Origin of the sequence: Streptomyces sp. NPDC056738 (assembly GCF_042790435.1) — a bacterium.
Lineage (GTDB): Bacteria > Actinomycetota > Actinomycetes > Streptomycetales > Streptomycetaceae > Streptomyces.
In genome coordinates this window covers 94,618-109,623 of the sequence record NZ_JBHTZF010000014.1, presented here as the reverse complement: position 1 = coordinate 109,623, position 15,006 = coordinate 94,618, and the positions used below count along the sequence as shown (strand labels likewise).

The 15,006-nt window shown below is 70.6% G+C and carries 12 protein-coding genes and 1 pseudogene; 6 read left to right on the top strand and 7 right to left on the bottom strand.

The window, feature by feature from the left end:
* Nucleotides 1-64: 64 nt before the first annotated feature.
* Entirely contained in the window at nt 65-1,771 is a 1,707-nt protein-coding gene (locus ACFRIC_RS32150) for a glycerol-3-phosphate dehydrogenase/oxidase (protein WP_382793088.1), read from the bottom strand.
* A gap of 271 nt (nt 1,772-2,042) precedes the next feature.
* Here ACFRIC_RS32150 and ACFRIC_RS32145 point away from each other — a divergent pair, with 271 nt between their 5' ends.
* Complete coding sequence (locus tag ACFRIC_RS32145) at nt 2,043-3,251, top strand: nucleotide sugar dehydrogenase (protein ID WP_382793086.1); 1,209 nt, start codon at nt 2,043-2,045, stop codon at nt 3,249-3,251.
* A gap of 149 nt (nt 3,252-3,400) precedes the next feature.
* Nucleotides 3,401-3,982, top strand: a complete 582-nt coding sequence (locus ACFRIC_RS32140; RefSeq protein ID WP_382793083.1) for a hypothetical protein — start codon at nt 3,401-3,403, stop codon at nt 3,980-3,982.
* A 92-nt stretch (nt 3,983-4,074) separates the two neighbouring features.
* On the opposite strand, the gene ACFRIC_RS32135 is transcribed toward ACFRIC_RS32140, so the two are convergent.
* The 4 genes from ACFRIC_RS32135 to ACFRIC_RS32120 form a co-directional block, all read right to left on the bottom strand.
* Complete coding sequence (locus tag ACFRIC_RS32135; protein WP_339130981.1) at nt 4,075-5,199, bottom strand: GuaB3 family IMP dehydrogenase-related protein; 1,125 nt, start codon at nt 5,197-5,199, stop codon at nt 4,075-4,077.
* Between the two features lie 138 nt (nt 5,200-5,337).
* Entirely contained in the window at nt 5,338-6,846 is a 1,509-nt protein-coding gene (guaB, locus tag ACFRIC_RS32130; protein WP_382793079.1) for an IMP dehydrogenase, read from the bottom strand.
* Nucleotides 6,847-7,530: 684 nt separating this feature from the next.
* Nucleotides 7,531-8,106, bottom strand: a complete 576-nt coding sequence (locus tag ACFRIC_RS32125; protein ID WP_037626847.1) for a sigma-70 family RNA polymerase sigma factor — start codon at nt 8,104-8,106, stop codon at nt 7,531-7,533.
* Between the two features lie 432 nt (nt 8,107-8,538).
* The gene (locus tag ACFRIC_RS32120) at nt 8,539-9,150 is read right to left on the bottom strand and encodes a response regulator transcription factor (RefSeq protein ID WP_003948568.1); all 612 of its coding nucleotides are present in this window, start codon (nt 9,148-9,150) and stop codon (nt 8,539-8,541) included.
* A gap of 389 nt (nt 9,151-9,539) precedes the next feature.
* On the opposite strand from ACFRIC_RS32120, the gene ACFRIC_RS32115 reads away from it, so the two are divergent.
* Nucleotides 9,540-9,869, top strand: coding sequence for a WhiB family transcriptional regulator (locus ACFRIC_RS32115; protein ID WP_328670972.1), 330 nt, complete (start codon nt 9,540-9,542; stop codon nt 9,867-9,869).
* Nucleotides 9,870-10,078: 209 nt separating this feature from the next.
* On the opposite strand, the gene ACFRIC_RS32110 is transcribed toward ACFRIC_RS32115, so the two are convergent.
* Nucleotides 10,079-10,990 (bottom strand): LysR family transcriptional regulator, encoded by a 912-nt coding sequence (locus ACFRIC_RS32110; protein WP_382793075.1) that lies wholly within the window; start codon nt 10,988-10,990, stop codon nt 10,079-10,081.
* Between the two features lie 79 nt (nt 10,991-11,069).
* Here ACFRIC_RS32110 and ACFRIC_RS32105 point away from each other — a divergent pair, with 79 nt between their 5' ends.
* The 3 genes and pseudogenes from ACFRIC_RS32105 to ACFRIC_RS32095 all read left to right on the top strand — a co-directional run.
* Nucleotides 11,070-11,738: an MOSC domain-containing protein gene (locus tag ACFRIC_RS32105; protein ID WP_382793072.1), complete on the top strand. Its 669-nt coding sequence runs from the start codon at nt 11,070-11,072 to the stop codon at nt 11,736-11,738.
* Between the two features lie 208 nt (nt 11,739-11,946).
* A complete protein-coding gene (locus ACFRIC_RS32100; protein WP_382793069.1) occupies nt 11,947-12,720 on the top strand; it encodes an SDR family NAD(P)-dependent oxidoreductase in 774 nt (257 codons plus the stop codon).
* Between the two features lie 114 nt (nt 12,721-12,834).
* A pseudogene (locus tag ACFRIC_RS32095) lies at nt 12,835-13,128 on the top strand (ester cyclase); the annotation flags it as partial.
* A 119-nt stretch (nt 13,129-13,247) separates the two neighbouring features.
* On the opposite strand, the gene groL reads toward ACFRIC_RS32095, so the two are convergent.
* Nucleotides 13,248-14,873, bottom strand: coding sequence for a chaperonin GroEL (gene groL, locus ACFRIC_RS32090; protein WP_382793066.1), 1,626 nt, complete (start codon nt 14,871-14,873; stop codon nt 13,248-13,250).
* Between the last annotated feature and the right edge of the window lie 133 nt (nt 14,874-15,006).

The following is a 15,006-nucleotide window of genomic DNA, read 5'->3' as shown; positions in this document are numbered from 1 at the left end:
CCGGGCCGCGAACAGAGATCCCGGCTCACCACACCCATTCGAGTGACATCCAAGGGAGGGCCGGTCAGAACTGCACGATGTCCGGCGCCCCCAGCCGGGCCGCGTCCGCCGTCAGGTCGTCCGGCTGGCGCTGGGACTCCCGCTCGGCCTCGACCCGCTTCTCGTAGTGCTCCACCTCGCGCTCGATCTGCTCCTTGTCCCAGCCGAGGACCGGCGCCATCAGCTCGGCGGCCTCCAGGGCGCTGCGGGTGCCCCGGTCGAAGGTCTCGATGGAGATGCGCGTGCGCCGGGTCAGGACGTCGTCCAGGTGGCGGGCGCCCTCGTGCGAGGCGGCGTAGACGATCTCGGCCCGGAGGTAGTCCTCGGCGGCGGGCAGCGGCTCGCCGAGGGAGGGGTCCGCCGCGATGAGGGCGAGGAGTTCCTCGGCGAGCGACCCGTACCGGTTCAGCAGGTGCTCCACACGCACCACGTGGATGCCGGTGCGCGCCGCGATCCGCGCCCGCGCGTTCCACAGCGCGCGGTACCCCTCGGCACCGAGCAGCGGGATGTCCTCCGTGACGCATTCGGCGACCCGCTGGTCCAGGCCGTGCACCGCCTCGTCCACCGCGTCCTTGGCCATGACCCGGTAGGTCGTGTACTTGCCGCCTGCCACGACCACGAGTCCGGGCACCGGGTGGGCCACGGTGTGCTCGCGCGACAGCTTGCTGGTGGCGTCCGACTCGCCGGCCAGCAGCGGCCGCAGCCCCGCGTACACCCCTTCGACGTCGTCGCGGGTGAGCGGCACGGAGAGCACCGAGTTCACATGCTCCAGCAGATAGTCGATGTCCGCGCTGGAGGCGGCCGGGTGGGCCTTGTCGAGGTCCCAGTCGGTGTCGGTGGTGCCGATGATCCAGTGGCGGCCCCACGGGATCACGAACAGCACGGACTTCTCGGTGCGCAGGATCAGGCCCGTCGTGGAGTGGATGCGGTCCTTCGGCACGACCAGGTGGATGCCCTTGGAGGCGCGGACGTGGAACTGGCCCCGCTCCCCGACCATGGCCTGGGTGTCGTCGGTCCACACGCCCGTGGCGTTGACGATCTGCCGGGCGCGGACCTCGTACTCGCCGCCGCCCTCGACGTCGCGCACCCGGGCCCCGACCACCCGCTCGCCCTCGCGCAGGAAACCGGTGACCCGCGCGCGGTTGGCGACCTTCGCCCCGTACGAAGCCGCCGTGCGCACCAGGGTCGCCACATAGCGGGCGTCGTCCATCTGGGCGTCGTAGTACTGCAGGGCGCCGATCAGCGCGTCCTTCTTGAGGGCCGGCGCGACGCGCAGGGCGTGCCGGCGGCTGAGGTGGCGGTGGCCGGGCAGGCCGCGGCCGTGCCCGCGGGCCATCGACATCGCGTCGTACAGCGCGACGCCCGAGCCCGCGTACAGCCGCTCCCAGCCCTTGTGCTGGAGCGGGTAGAGGAACGGGACGGGCTTGACCAGGTGCGGCGCCAGCCGTTCGAGCAGCAGGCCGCGTTCCTTCAGCGCCTCGCGGACGAGCGCGAAGTCGAGCATCTCCAGATAGCGCAGGCCGCCGTGGATCAGTTTGCTGGATCTGCTCGACGTGCCCGACGCCCAGTCACGCGCCTCGACCAGTCCGGTGGACAGGCCGCGCGTCGCGGAGTCCAGCGCGGTGCCCGCGCCGACCACGCCCGCGCCCACGACCAGCACGTCCAGCTCGCCCTCGGCCATTCCCGCCAGTGACTCGGCACGCTCCGCCGGCCCCAGTGTCGCTGTCCTCACCGCTGCCTCCCGCTGTAGGTCGCGCTGGCCGCACCCGTCCGGCGACGCCCGGCTCACATCCCCCCTGCCCAAAGTCTGACCGTCTCTCCCCTCATCGGCCACCGTCCGTCCTCAGCCTGTGGACAACTCTGGGCGACGCGCAAGGAATCTTGATCGATCAATCCCGCAAATCGGTCATATTTACTCCTAGTCTGACATTGCTCTCGCCCATCCTGTCCACAGGGCTTGCGCACCTGTCCCGCATCGGTTACTGGGAAGGACGGCCCACTCCATGCCCGCAGACCTCGCCGTCATCGGACTCGGTCACCTCGGCCTGCCCCTGGCCCAGGCCGCCGTCGCCGCCGGCATCCCCACCCTCGGCTACAGAACCGGCCCGGAAGGCGGCTCCCTCACCGCCGCGGAACTGCGCCGGATGCTCGCGGGCGGCTTCCGCCCGGCCACCAACCCGGCCGAGCTGGGCCGCGTCCGCACCGCCGTCATCTGCGCGCCGACCCCGCGGGGCGCGGACGGCGCCCTGGATCTCGGCCAGGTCGAGGCGGCGGCCCGCACCCTGGCCGCACGGCTGCGCCCGCACACCACGGTCATCCTGGAATCGCCGGTGCACCCCGGCACCACCGAGGCGTTCCTGCGCCCGCTCCTCGAAACCGGCTCGGGACTGCGAGCGGGACGCGATTTCCACCTCGCCTACTCGCCCAGCCGGGTCGACCCCGGCAACCGGGACTTCACGCCCGCCGGGACACCGAAGGTCATCGGCGGCCTCACCCCCGCGTGCACCGAGTCGGCCGCCGCCTTCTACGGACGGCTCACCGACAAGGTCGTCCGCGCGCGCGGGCCCCGCGAGGCGGAGACCGTGCAGGTCCTGGAGACCAATTTCCGGCACGTCAACATCGCCCTCGTCAACGAGATGGCCGTGCTCTGCCACGACCTGGGCGTCGACCTGTGGGACGTCATCCGCTGCGCGGAGACCAAGCCGTTCGGGTTCCAGGCGTTCCGGCCCGGCCCGGGAGTCGGCGGCCACGGGATCGCCCAGGACCTCGGCGGCCCCTCCGGACGCCCGCTGCGGATGGTCGAACTGGCCCGGCAGGTCAACAACCACATGCCCCAGTACGTCATCCAGCGCGCCGCCGCGCTGCTCAACGAGCACGGCAAGTCCGCCCGGGCCGCGCGGGTGCTCCTCCTGGGCATCACCTACAAGGCCGACATCGCCGACCAACAGGGCTCCCCCGCCCACGAGATCGCCGTACGCCTCATGGAACTCGGCGCCTCCGTCAGCTACCACGACCCGCACGTACCGGCCTGGAGCGTCCTCGGGCGGCCCGTCCCGCGCGCGGACTCCCTCTACGAGGCCGCGGCCGACGCCGACCTGACGATCCTGCTCCAGCAGCACCGCACCTACGACCTGCAAGGACTGTCCGTGAAGGCCCAACTCCTCCTGGACACAAGGGGGGCGACCCCGACCGGGGCGGCACACCGGCTCTGAGCCGGGGAAATCGCCTCACGGATTGTCACTCCCCCCTGCTAATCTGCGGCAGCTCTCGCACACACGTGCGCCCCTGCCCCGGGCGCCGACAGGTGTGCGCGGCATCCCAAGCGCACACCTCGTGCGCCCGCATCCCTGGGGGGAACCACATGACTCAGTCGACGCCGCCGTCCGGTCCACCGGTCGACGCCAACCCGTACGCGGACGCGCCCGCCGCACCCGCCGACCAGCCGCCCGTCCTGGAGAAGGCCGCCGCGCCGCAGGATGCTCCTCAGGGCGCGCCCCAGCCGGGCTTCCCGGTGGCGCCCGTCGCCCCGGCCGCCCCGGTGCGCAACAACTTCCCGCTCGGCCTCGTCGCCTCCATCGGCGCCGGCGTGGTCTCCGCGATCCTGTACGGCCTGGTCATCGGCCTCACCAAGCACGAGATCGGCTACGCCGCCGTCGGTGTCGGCTTCCTCGTCGGCATCGCCGCCGGCCGCGTCGGCGGGCGCAGCCAGACCCTCCCGGTCGTCAGCGTGATCGTCTCCGTGGCCGCGATCTACCTCGGCCAGCTCATCGGCGAGGCCATGATCGGCGCCGACGAGACCGGTCTCAGCTTCAGCACGATCTTCTTCGACCACTTCAGCGTGGTCCAGCAGGCGTGGAAGGACAACGCCGACCCGCTGACCTTCGTCTTCTTCGCGGTCGCGGCCTACGTGGCCTTCCAGAGCGCCCGCAAGACCGGGGACTGAGACACCGACTTCCGGGCCGACAGGCCCGGACACGTAGGAAGGGCCCCCACCGATTCGGTGGGGGCCCTTCCTACGTGCAGGCTTCGTACGAACTACCGCTTGTGCTGGGCGTCCGCCACCGTCACCTCGACGCGCTGGAACTCCTTCAGCTCGCTGTAGCCGGTGGTGGCCATCGCGCGGCGCAGGGCGCCGAAGATGTTCATCGAGCCGTCCGGGATGTGCGACGGGCCGGTGAGGATCTCCTCGATGGTGCCGACGGTGCCGAGGTCGACCTTCTTGCCGCGCGGCAGCTCCTCGTTCACCGCCTCCATGCCCCAGTGGTGGCCGCGGCCCGGCGCGTCGGTGGCGCGCGCGAGCGGGGAGCCCATCATCACGGAGTCGGCGCCGCAGGCGATGGCCTTGGGGAGGTCGCCGGACCAGCCGACACCGCCGTCGGCGATGACGTGCACGTACCGGCCGCCGGACTCGTCCATGTAGTCGCGGCGGGCCGCAGCGACGTCCGCGACGGCGGTGGCCATCGGGACCTGGATGCCCAGGACGTTGCGGGTGGTGTGCGCGGCGCCGCCGCCGAAGCCGACGAGGACACCGGCCGCGCCCGTACGCATCAGGTGCAGCGCCGCGGTGTAGGTGGCGCAGCCGCCGACGATCACCGGGACGTCGAGCTCGTAGATGAACTGCTTCAGGTTCAGCGGTTCGGCGGCACCCGAGACGTGCTCGGCCGACACCGTCGTACCGCGGATGACGAAGATGTCCACGCCCGCGTCGACGACGGCCTTGGAGAACTGCGCCGTGCGCTGTGGGGAGAGCGCGGCGGCGGTGACGACACCGGAGTCACGCACCTCCTTGATGCGCTGCCCGATCAGCTCCTCCTTGATGGGAGCCGCGTAGATCTCCTGGAGCCGGCGCGTCGCGCTCTCCGAGTCCAGTCCGGCGATCTCGTCGAGCAGCGGCTGCGGGTCGTCGTACCGCGTCCAGAGGCCTTCCAGGTTCAGGACGCCCAGGCCGCCCAGCTCACCGATACGGATCGCGGTGGCCGGGGAGACGACCGAGTCCATGGGGGCGGCCAGGAAGGGCAGCTCGAAGCGGTAGGCGTCGATCTGCCAGGCGATCGAGACCTCCTTCGGGTCCCGCGTACGGCGGCTCGGGACGACGGCGATGTCGTCGAAGGCGTACGCCCGGCGGCCGCGCTTGCCGCGCCCGATCTCGATCTCAGTCACGTTGTGGCCTTTCCCTCTTCGCTTCTGCGCCTCCCAGTATCCCCGACGCCCACGACAAGGGCGGCCCCGGAACCTCCGGGGCCGCCCTCGTGGCGGGTCTTCACGCGCGCGGGGAAGACCGATCAGGTGTACGGATGACTACTTGAGGCGGCTGTAGTTCGGCGCCTCGACCGTCATCTGGATGTCGTGCGGGTGGCTCTCCTTGAGGCCCGCCGAGGTGATGCGCACGAACCGGCCGCGCTCCTGGAGCTCGGGAACCGTACGGCCGCCGACGTAGAACATCGACTGCCGCAGACCGCCGACCAGTTGGTGGACGACCGCGGAGAGCGGGCCGCGGTAGGGCACCTGGCCCTCGATGCCCTCGGGGACGAGCTTCTCGTCGGAGGCGACGCCCTCCTGGAAGTAGCGGTCCTTGGAGAAGGAGCGCTGCTCGCCACGGGACTGCATGGCACCCAGGGAGCCCATGCCGCGGTACGACTTGAACTGCTTGCCGTTGATGAAGAGCAGCTCGCCCGGGGACTCCTCGCAGCCCGCGAGCAGCGAACCGAGCATCACCGTGTCGGCGCCCGCGACCAGGGCCTTGGCGATGTCGCCCGAGTACTGGAGGCCGCCGTCGCCGATGACCGGGACGCCGGCCGCCTTGGCGGCGAGCGAGGCCTCGTAGATGGCCGTGACCTGGGGCACGCCGATGCCGGCGACGACACGCGTGGTGCAGATGGAACCGGGGCCGACACCGACCTTGATGCCGTCGACGCCGGCGTCGATCAGCGCCTGCGCGCCCTCGCGGGTGGCGATGTTGCCGCCGATGACGTCCACACCCGAGGAGTTCGACTTGATCTTGGCGACCATGTCGCCGACCAGCCGGGAGTGGCCGTGCGCGGTGTCGACGACGATGAAGTCGACGCCGGCCTCGATCAGCGCCTGGGCCCGCTCGAAGGCGTCGCCCGCGACACCGACGGCCGCGCCGACCAGCAGGCGGCCCTCGCCGTCCTTGGCGGCGTTCGGGTACTTCTCGGCCTTGACGAAGTCCTTGACCGTGATGAGGCCCTTGAGGACGCCCGCGTCGTCGACCAGCGGAAGCTTCTCGATCTTGTGGCGGCGCAGGAGCTGCATCGCGTCGTGACCGGAGATGCCGACCTTGCCGGTGACCAGCGGCATCGGCGTCATGACGTCGCGCACCTGCTGCGAGCGGTCGGTCTCGAAGGCCATGTCGCGGTTGGTGACGATGCCGAGCAGCTTGCCGCCGCCGTCGGTGACCGGCACACCGGAGATGCGGAACTTGGCGCAGATCGCGTCGGCCTCGACGAGCGTGGCGTCCGGGTGCACGGTGATCGGGTCGGTGACCATGCCGGACTCGGAGCGCTTCACCAGGTCGACCTGGTTGGCCTGGTCCTCGATGGACAGGTTGCGGTGCAGAACACCGACGCCGCCCTGACGGGCCATCGCGATCGCCATGCGCGACTCGGTGACCTTGTCCATGGCGGCGGAGAGCAGCGGGATGTTGACCCGGACGTTCTTCGAGATGTGCGAGGCGGTGTCGATCTGGTCGGGCGCCATGTCCGACGAGCCCGGCAGCAGCAGCACGTCGTCGTAGGTCAGCCCGAGTGTCGCGAATTTGGCGGGCACTCCGTCGACGTTGGCAGTCATGACACCTTCCCCAAATGGCCTTGATCGGTGCGGATGTCCATGCTAACGGGAAGCATGGCTCTCTCATTCCACGGTTGCGGGTGGGCTTCGGCTTCGTATGTTCGTACGGGATGACGGCCTTTCCCGTTCAGACCCCGCCCCGAGAAGGGCATCGCAGTCCGCCCGGGCCGCCCTGCGCGGGTGGGCGAGCGCCCTCCGGCCCCGTCTGTTCCCGCCCGGAGCGGCGCCGTGCCGTCCCGGCCGGACCGCATCGACACCGCCGGGGCCCGTCACCTTTTGCCTGCAATTTGCGGAGGGAAACGGTTCCCGCACGCGGGACGCCCCCGACCGCAGTGACCGGCATCACCGGCCCGACATCACCGGAACGTGTCACGCCGCGCGGGACGCGACCAGTGCGACGGGACCGGCGCGGGCCGGACCCGCCACCGGCCGTGCACACGGACGAACGGCCGGTCACCCGGAGGTGCCATCCGTCGTGCCATCCGGCCGCGTCGCCGCGACCGGATCCGAAGGTCCACGGGATCCGAACGTCCACCGGGTCCGGACGTCCACCGGGTCCGAACGTTCACCAGATCCGAATGTCCGCGGGATCCAGATGCCCAACGGGTCCGAACGTCCGCGGGATCCAGATGTCCACGGAATCCGGATGTCCACCGGATCCGGGCGTCCACCGGATCCAAATTCCTACTGCTCCGCCAGTGCCCGCAGCCTGCTCAGCGCGCGGTGCTGGGCGACCCGGACCGCACCCGGCGACATGCCCAGCATCTGGCCCGTCTCCTCCGCCGTGAGGCCCACCGCGATCCGCAGAAGGAGCAGCTCGCGCTGGTTCTCGGGGAGGTTGGCCATGAGCTTCTTGGCCCACTCGGCGTCACTGCTGAGGAGCGCGCGCTCCTCGGGGCCGAGGGAGTCGTCGGGCCGCTCCGGCATCTCGTCGGAAGGGACGGCCGTGGACCCCGGATGACGCATCGCGGCACGCTGGAGGTCGGCGACCTTGTGCGCGGCGATAGCGAAGACAAACGCCTCGAAGGGGCGCCCGGTGTCCTTGTAGCGCGGCAGCGCGAGGAGCACCGCGACACAGACCTCCTGTGCCAGGTCCTCCACGAAGTGCCGCGCGTCCCCCGGGAGCCGGGACAGCCGGGCGCGGCAGTACCGCAGCGCGAGCGGGTGTACGTGGGCGAGCAGGTCGTGCGTGGCCTGTTCGTCGCCGTCGACCGCGCGAAGGACGAGCGCACCGATCCCCGTCGTCTCGTCTTCACGCATCGGTCCATGGTGCCTTGACGTCGTTCTGTCCGTGGCACCGCGTCCATAGTTGTGCACCGAAGCGTTATGAGCAGGTGCGCCGGAACTCATCTCCTGCGCCCTCCCCTTCCGCTCGACCGACTTGTCCCCAAGGAACTCCACACCTCAAGGATGCGGCATCCGCCGGGAAACGGAGTCCGGACATCGAGGAGGCACTCTCCGGGGGCCCGGCCCCACCCGCCGGCCGGCGGGCAGGGACCACCCTCGTCATACCCGCGAGGCTGTTCGCCCAAGGGCTGTCCCATGGTCTTCGGCGGTCGCCCGACGACGGCTACGGCGACTCGCCGCGTCGCCGGACCGCCCGGACACACCTCGTACGAGGACGGCCCTCCGCGTTGCGACGCACCGCGTCCGACGCCGCGCGCTGATCCACAGGGGACCACGGGACACCCCTCAGCGGACCAGGCCCCACCGGAATCCGAGCGCGACCGCGTGCGCCCGGTCCGAGGCGCCGAGCTTCTTGAAGAGCCGCCGGGCGTGGGTCTTGACCGTGTCCTCGGAGAGGAACAGCTCACGGCCGATCTCCGCGTTCGAGCGTCCGTGGCTCATTCCCTCGAGCACCTGGATCTCACGCGCGGTGAGCGTGGGCGCGGCGCCCATCTCCGCCGAACGCAGTCTGCGCGGCGCGAGCCGCCAGGTCGGGTCGGCGAGCGCCTGGGTCACGGTGGCGCGCAGCTCCGCCCGCGAGGCGTCCTTGTGGAGATAGCCGCGGGCACCGGCGGCGACGGCGAGCGCCACACCGTCCAGGTCCTCGGCGACGGTGAGCATGATGATGCGCGCACCGGGGTCGGCGGACAGCAGCCGCCGGACCGTCTCCACGCCGCCCAGTCCGGGCATACGTACGTCCATCAGAATCAAATCCGAACGGTCGGCTCCCCAGCGGCGGAGGACTTCCTCGCCGTTGGCCGCCGTCGTCACACGCTCGACACCGGGCACGGTCGCGACCGCGCGGCGGAGCGCCTCTCGGGCAAGCGGGGAGTCGTCGCAGACGAGGACGGATGTCATGACCGTCCTCCGCAGCTGATGCGCGTCACCTTGAGCCTCCAGGCTGTTACGAATCGTCACCTGTGCGGTCGACACTCGCAGGTGGATGTGTCCACCTACCCGAGCGCTTGTTCCTTCAACCGCCTCAGCCATCTCAACGATGGTCACTCGAAAGAGTTACGGGGCAGCCGGTCGTCATCGGCACTGTACGTGAGGGCGCGGACACGGTGCAGACATGCGCGCCGACCCTCAACGTTTCATCACAACCCATGCCCCATTTAGCCTGTTTTCTTCCCATTTGCTGGTGTCTGAGGCTAGATTCGCAATGAGTCATATTTTCATCTCCTTAGATCGTAGATGTACGGTCGGTGGGCACAGAGCAGCCCAGAACGGCAACAAGGGGACACGCAATGGCAGATTTCTCCCGCCTTCCCGGTCCGAACGCGGACCTCTGGGACTGGCAGCTCCTCGCGGCCTGCCGAGGGGTCGACAGCTCACTCTTCTTCCACCCGGAGGGTGAGCGTGGTGCGGCACGGAGCGCTCGTGAGAACTCGGCCAAAGAGGTCTGCATGAGATGCCCGGTACGCGCGGAGTGCGCGGCACACGCGCTCGCGGTGCGCGAACCGTACGGCGTGTGGGGCGGACTGACCGAGGACGAGCGCGAAGAGCTCATGGGACGGGCACGCAACCGACTGGTCTCGGCGGCGGCCACGGGAAACGCTTCCGCTTCGAACACCTGAAGGAACGTTTCTGCCCTGAAGGTGCGTACAGCTTCGGTACGCACAGGTGAGTGCGCACGGGCTGGAGGTGCGTACGAGGAAGCACGTACGGCGTGTGAACGGAGCACGAGGACGCGCACGGAAGGTGCGCGCAGCGCAGGAGGAGTCGAGCCCGGCCGCGACGGCCCGGCTCCCTCATGGACCGGACGCCGGGCGCCGGGGGCGAGGCGCTAGCCGGCGGAGTGCTGGCGGGCCGCCGCTCGCGCCAGCCGGTCGAGCGTCGCGGCCACGGCCGGCACCTCGGCGAGGTCGGGAAGGGTGAGGGCGACGATCTCGCGGCGCACCGCGGGTTCCACCGTCACGGTCCGGGCCCCCTTCGGCCGTACGGACTCGATCGCGAGCTCCGGCAGGACGGCGACGCCCAGTCCCGCGCCCACGAGTCCGACCACCGCGGGATAGTCGTCGGTGGCGAAGTCGATGCGGGGCTCGAAACCCGCTTCCCGGCAGACCTCGACGAGCTGGCCGCGGCAGCGCGGGCAGCCCGCGATCCACGACTCGCCGGCGAACTCGCCGATCGCGACGGACTCCGCGCGCGCGAGCCGGTGCCGCTCGGGGACCAGGCCGACGAGACGGTCCATCAGCAGGGGCCGTACGACGAGGTCGTCCCACTCCCCGACGCCCGGCGCGCCCTCGTAGCGGAAGGCGAGCGCGATGTCGCAGTCGCCGGCCCGGAGCTTCTCCACGGACTCGGGCGGTTCGGCCTCCTCCAGGGAGACACGCGTGCCGGGGTGGGCCTCGCGCAGCGCGGCGAGGGCGGTGGGGACGAGGGTGGAGCTGCCGCTCGGGAAGGAGACGAGGCGGACGCGGCCCGCGCGCAGGCCGGCGATCGCGGCGACCTCCTCCTCCGCGGCCGTGAGGCCGGCCAGGATGCTCGCCGCGTGCTTGACCAGGGCCTCACCGGCCTGGGTGAGCCGCATCTCGCGGCCCGTCCTGACGAGCAGCGGGGTGCCCACCGACGACTCCAGCGCCTTCATCTGCTGGCTCACGGCGGGCTGGGTGCAGCCCAGTTCGCGGCCCGCCGCCGAGAAGGATCCGGTGGTGGCGACGGCGCGCAGGACGCGGAGATGACGAGCCTCGATCACCCTTCGAGCATAAGCGCATCTTGGGTGCGGCGCCGAATATCACGTCGACGCTTTGGGGCGGATCGCCTAGCTTGGTCGCATGAAGCTTCTGTCACTGAACCTGGGCCGGGCGCGGACCGTCCCGTACACGGACCAGCCGGAGGGCGTGACCGGCATCGACAAGCGGCCGGTCGAGGGTCCGGTCCGCGTGACGGCGCCGGGGCCCAAGGGCGTCGGCGGGAGCGGGCTGGCCGGGGACACCGTGTGCGACCTGCGGCATCACGGGGGCGACGACCAGGCGGTGTACGCGATGGCGCGCGAGGACCTGGACGGCTGGGAGCGCGAGCTCGGCCGGACGCTGCCGAACGGCGTGTTCGGCGAGAACCTCACGACGCTGGGTCTTGACGTGTCCGGCGCGCTGATCGGTGAACGCTGGCGGATCGGCTCGGGCGTGGTCCTGGAGGTCACCTGCGGGCGCATCCCGTGCCGCACCTTCCAGGAGCACCTCGGCGAGAAGCGCTGGGTCAGGCGTTTCACGCTCCAGGGTGCGCCGGGCGCGTATCTGCGGGTGATCGAACCCGGCGAGATCCGTACCGGCGACCCGGTCGAGATCGTGCACCGGCCCGCGCACGATGTCACCGTCGCCGTCCAGTTCCGCGCCGCGACGACCGAACGGGAGCTGCTGCCGCGGCTGTTGGCGGCGGGTACGGCCCTGCATCCGGAGTCGCTGGCGGCGGCGCGGGAGTACGTGGCGAAGTACGGCGGGTAGGTCCGGCCGAGGCGGCGGCCCCGGGATGCCGGCGGGCGCGGCTCCTGCCTTCCGAGGCCGGCGGCCCGGGCTCCGGAAGCCGAACGGCCCCGGCCCGGAAGCCGGCCGGCCCCGGTTGCGGAGACCGGGCGTGAAGGACCCGTGGAGCGGGGCGGGAGGCCGACGCCGTGGGGCGGCGGGGGCCTTCGCCGGTCGGTAACGTTGCGCCATGACAACGGCTCTGATTACGGGATCGACCGCGGGGATCGGTGCCGCCTTCGCGCGGCGGCTCGCGGCGGACGGGCACAACCTCGTGCTGGTGGCGCGGGACACGAAGCGGCTGCGCGAGCAGGCGACCGAGCTGCACGACCGGCACGGCATCGAGGCGGAGGTGCTGACCGCGGACCTGGCGACGGACGCGGGCATCGAGGAGGTCGCCGCCCGGCTGGCCGACCGCAGGAGCCCGATCGACCTGCTGGTCAACAACGCCGGTTTCGGCAACAAGGGCCGCTATCTGGACGTGTCGATGGCGGACGAGCTGAAGATGCTCAAGGTGCACTGCGAGGCGGTGCTCCGGCTGACGTCGGCGGCGGCCGAGGCGATGCGGGAGCGCGGCCGGGGCGGGGTCGTCAACGTGGCGTCGGTGGCCGCGTTCGTGCCGCGGGGTACGTACGGGGCGTCGAAGGCGTGGGTCGTGCAGTTCACGCAGGGCGCGGCGAAGGATCTCGCGGGCAGCGGGGTGCGGTTGATGGCGCTGGCTCCGGGCTTCGTGCGCACCGAGTTCCACGAGCGGGCGGGGATGGGCACGGACAACATCCCGAACTGGATGTGGCTGGACGCCGACAAGCTGGTCGCGGCGGCGCTCGCCGATCTGGCCCGCGGCAGAACCCTGTCGGTCCCGGACCCGCGCTACAAGGTGCTGATGGGCGTGGTGAAGGTGACCCCGCGCGCGCTGCTGGGCGGGATCTCGTCGAAGACGGGACGCAAGTACGGGCCCCAGTGAACCGGGGCGCGCCGCCGGTCCCCGGGCTCGCGATGATCGTGCGGTGGGTGGTGCCGCTCCTCCGGTGGGAGGATTGAGGGTGTTTCGACCGGAGCGAGAGCCGGAGGCGGCGCCATGACTTTCGTACAGCTCATTGACGGCAGGACCAGTCGGTTCGACGAGATGAACCGGCTGATGGACACCTGGGTCGAGAAGACCAACGGCAAGCGGACCGCCACGCGCGGCGTCGTGGGCATGGACCGCTCCGACGCCAACCACTTCGTGGAGATCGTGGAGTTCCCGTCGTACGAAGAGGCGATGAAGAACTCGAAGATGCCGGAGACCGAGCAGATCTTCCAGGAGATGGTGGCGCTCTGCGACGGGATGCCGACCTTCACGGACCTGGACGTGGTGCGCGACGACAAGCTCTGAGAGCGGAGAACCGCGTGGAGCCCGTGGAACGCGGGAGGTCCCCGTTCCGACCGGAACGGGGACCTCTTCACGCTGTCACACCCCGAAGGGCGTGGCCTCGCTCATGACGTCGGACGTCAGTGGGAGTGACCGTGGCCGCCGTGGCCGGCGTCGCCCTCGTCCTCGGCCGGCTTCTCGACGACCAGGGTCTCGGTCGTCAGGAGCAGGGAGGCGATGGAGGCGGCGTTCTCCAGGGCGGAGCGGGTGACCTTGACCGGGTCGATGACGCCGGCCTTGACCAGGTCGCCGTACTCGCCGGTGGCGGCGTTGAAGCCCTGGCCCTTGTCGAGCTCGGCGACCTTCGAGGTGATGACGTAACCCTCGAGGCCGGAGTTCTCGGCGATCCAGCGCAGCGGCTCGACGGCGGCGCGGCGGACGACCGCGACACCCGTGGCCTCGTCGCCGGTCTTGCCGAGGTTGCCCTCGAGGACCTTGACGGCGTGGACGAGCGCGGAGCCACCACCGGAGACGATGCCCTCCTCGACCGCGGCGCGGGTCGCGGAGATGGCGTCCTCCAGACGGTGCTTCTTCTCCTTCAGCTCCACCTCGGTGGCGGCGCCGACCTTGATCACGCACACGCCGCCGGCCAGCTTCGCGAGGCGCTCCTGGAGCTTCTCGCGGTCCCAGTCGGAGTCGGTGTTCTCGATCTCGGCCTTGATCTGGTTGACGCGGCCGACGACCTCGTCGCTGCTGCCGGCACCGTCGACGATCGTGGTGTCGTCCTTGGTGACGGTCACGCGGCGGGCGCTGCCGAGCACGTCCAGGCCGACCTGGTCGAGCTTGAGGCCGACCTCCTCGGCGATGACCTGACCACCGGTGAGGGTGGCGATGTCGCCGAGCATGGCCTTGCGGCGGTCACCGAAGCCGGGGGCCTTCACGGCGACGGCGTTGAACGTGCCGCGGATCTTGTTCACGACCAGGGTCGACAGGGCCTCGCCCTCGACGTCCTCGGCGATGATCAGCAGCGGCTTGGAGGCGTTCGACTGGATGACCTTCTCCAGCAGCGGCAGCAGGTCCTGGATGGAGCTGATCTTGCCCTGGTGGATGAGGATGTACGGGTCGTCGAGGACGGCCTCCATACGCTCCTGGTCGGACACCATGTACGGGGACAGGTAGCCCTTGTCGAAGGCCATGCCCTCGGTGAAGTCGAGCTCCAGACCGAAGGTGTTGGACTCCTCGACGGTGATGACACCGTCCTTGCCGACCTTGTCCATCGCCTCGGCGATGAGCTCGCCGACCTGCGGGTCCTGGGCGGACAGACCGGCGACGGCGGCGATGTCGGACTTCTCGTCGATGGGGCGCGCGGTGGCGAGGAGCTCGTCGGAGACCGCCTTGACGGCCGCGTCGATGCCCTTCTTCAGCAGCGCCGGGGAAGCACCGGCGGCGACGTTGCGCAGGCCCTCGCGCACGAGCGCCTGGGCGAGCACGGTGGCGGTGGTCGTACCGTCACCCGCGATGTCGTTGGTCTTGGTCGCCACCTCCTTCACGAGCTGCGCGCCGAGGTTCTCGAACGGGTCCTCGACCTCGACCTCACGGGCGATGGTCACACCGTCGTTGGTGATGGTGGGAGCGCCGAACTTCTTGTCGATGACGACGTTGCGGCCCTTGGGGCCGATCGTCACCTTCACCGTGTCGGCAAGCTTGTTGACGCCGCGCTCAAGGGCGCGACGGGCGTCCTCGTCGAACTTCAGGATCTTCGCCATAGGAGCGGTTCAGCCCTCTCGAAAATATGGAGAACGAACCGCGCCCCCGGCGCCCGGCTGGATGGTCGCGGGTGCCAGGGGCGTGGTTCACTGCAATGCTTGGTGCGGGGTCGTCCGGGGAAAAGTCCCGAAC

Bases quoted from the DNA above. Each gene is read 5' to 3' on its own strand.
- ACFRIC_RS32100 (WP_382793069.1), top strand. From the start codon at position 11,947: ATGACAACGGCTCTGATTACGGGATCGACCGCGGGGATCGGTGCCGCC.
- ACFRIC_RS32115 (WP_328670972.1), top strand. From the start codon at position 9,540: ATGGCAGATTTCTCCCGCCTTCCCGGTCCGAACGCGGACCTCTGGGAC.
- ACFRIC_RS32120 (WP_003948568.1), bottom strand. From the start codon at position 9,150: ATGACATCCGTCCTCGTCTGCGACGACTCCCCGCTTGCCCGAGAGGCG.
- ACFRIC_RS32145 (WP_382793086.1), top strand. From the start codon at position 2,043: ATGCCCGCAGACCTCGCCGTCATCGGACTCGGTCACCTCGGCCTGCCC.
- guaB (WP_382793079.1), bottom strand. From the start codon at position 6,846: ATGACTGCCAACGTCGACGGAGTGCCCGCCAAATTCGCGACACTCGGG.
- groL (WP_382793066.1), bottom strand. From the start codon at position 14,873: ATGGCGAAGATCCTGAAGTTCGACGAGGACGCCCGTCGCGCCCTTGAG.
- ACFRIC_RS32140 (WP_382793083.1), top strand. From the start codon at position 3,401: ATGACTCAGTCGACGCCGCCGTCCGGTCCACCGGTCGACGCCAACCCG.
- ACFRIC_RS32125 (WP_037626847.1), bottom strand. From the start codon at position 8,106: ATGCGTGAAGACGAGACGACGGGGATCGGTGCGCTCGTCCTTCGCGCG.
- ACFRIC_RS32105 (WP_382793072.1), top strand. From the start codon at position 11,070: ATGAAGCTTCTGTCACTGAACCTGGGCCGGGCGCGGACCGTCCCGTAC.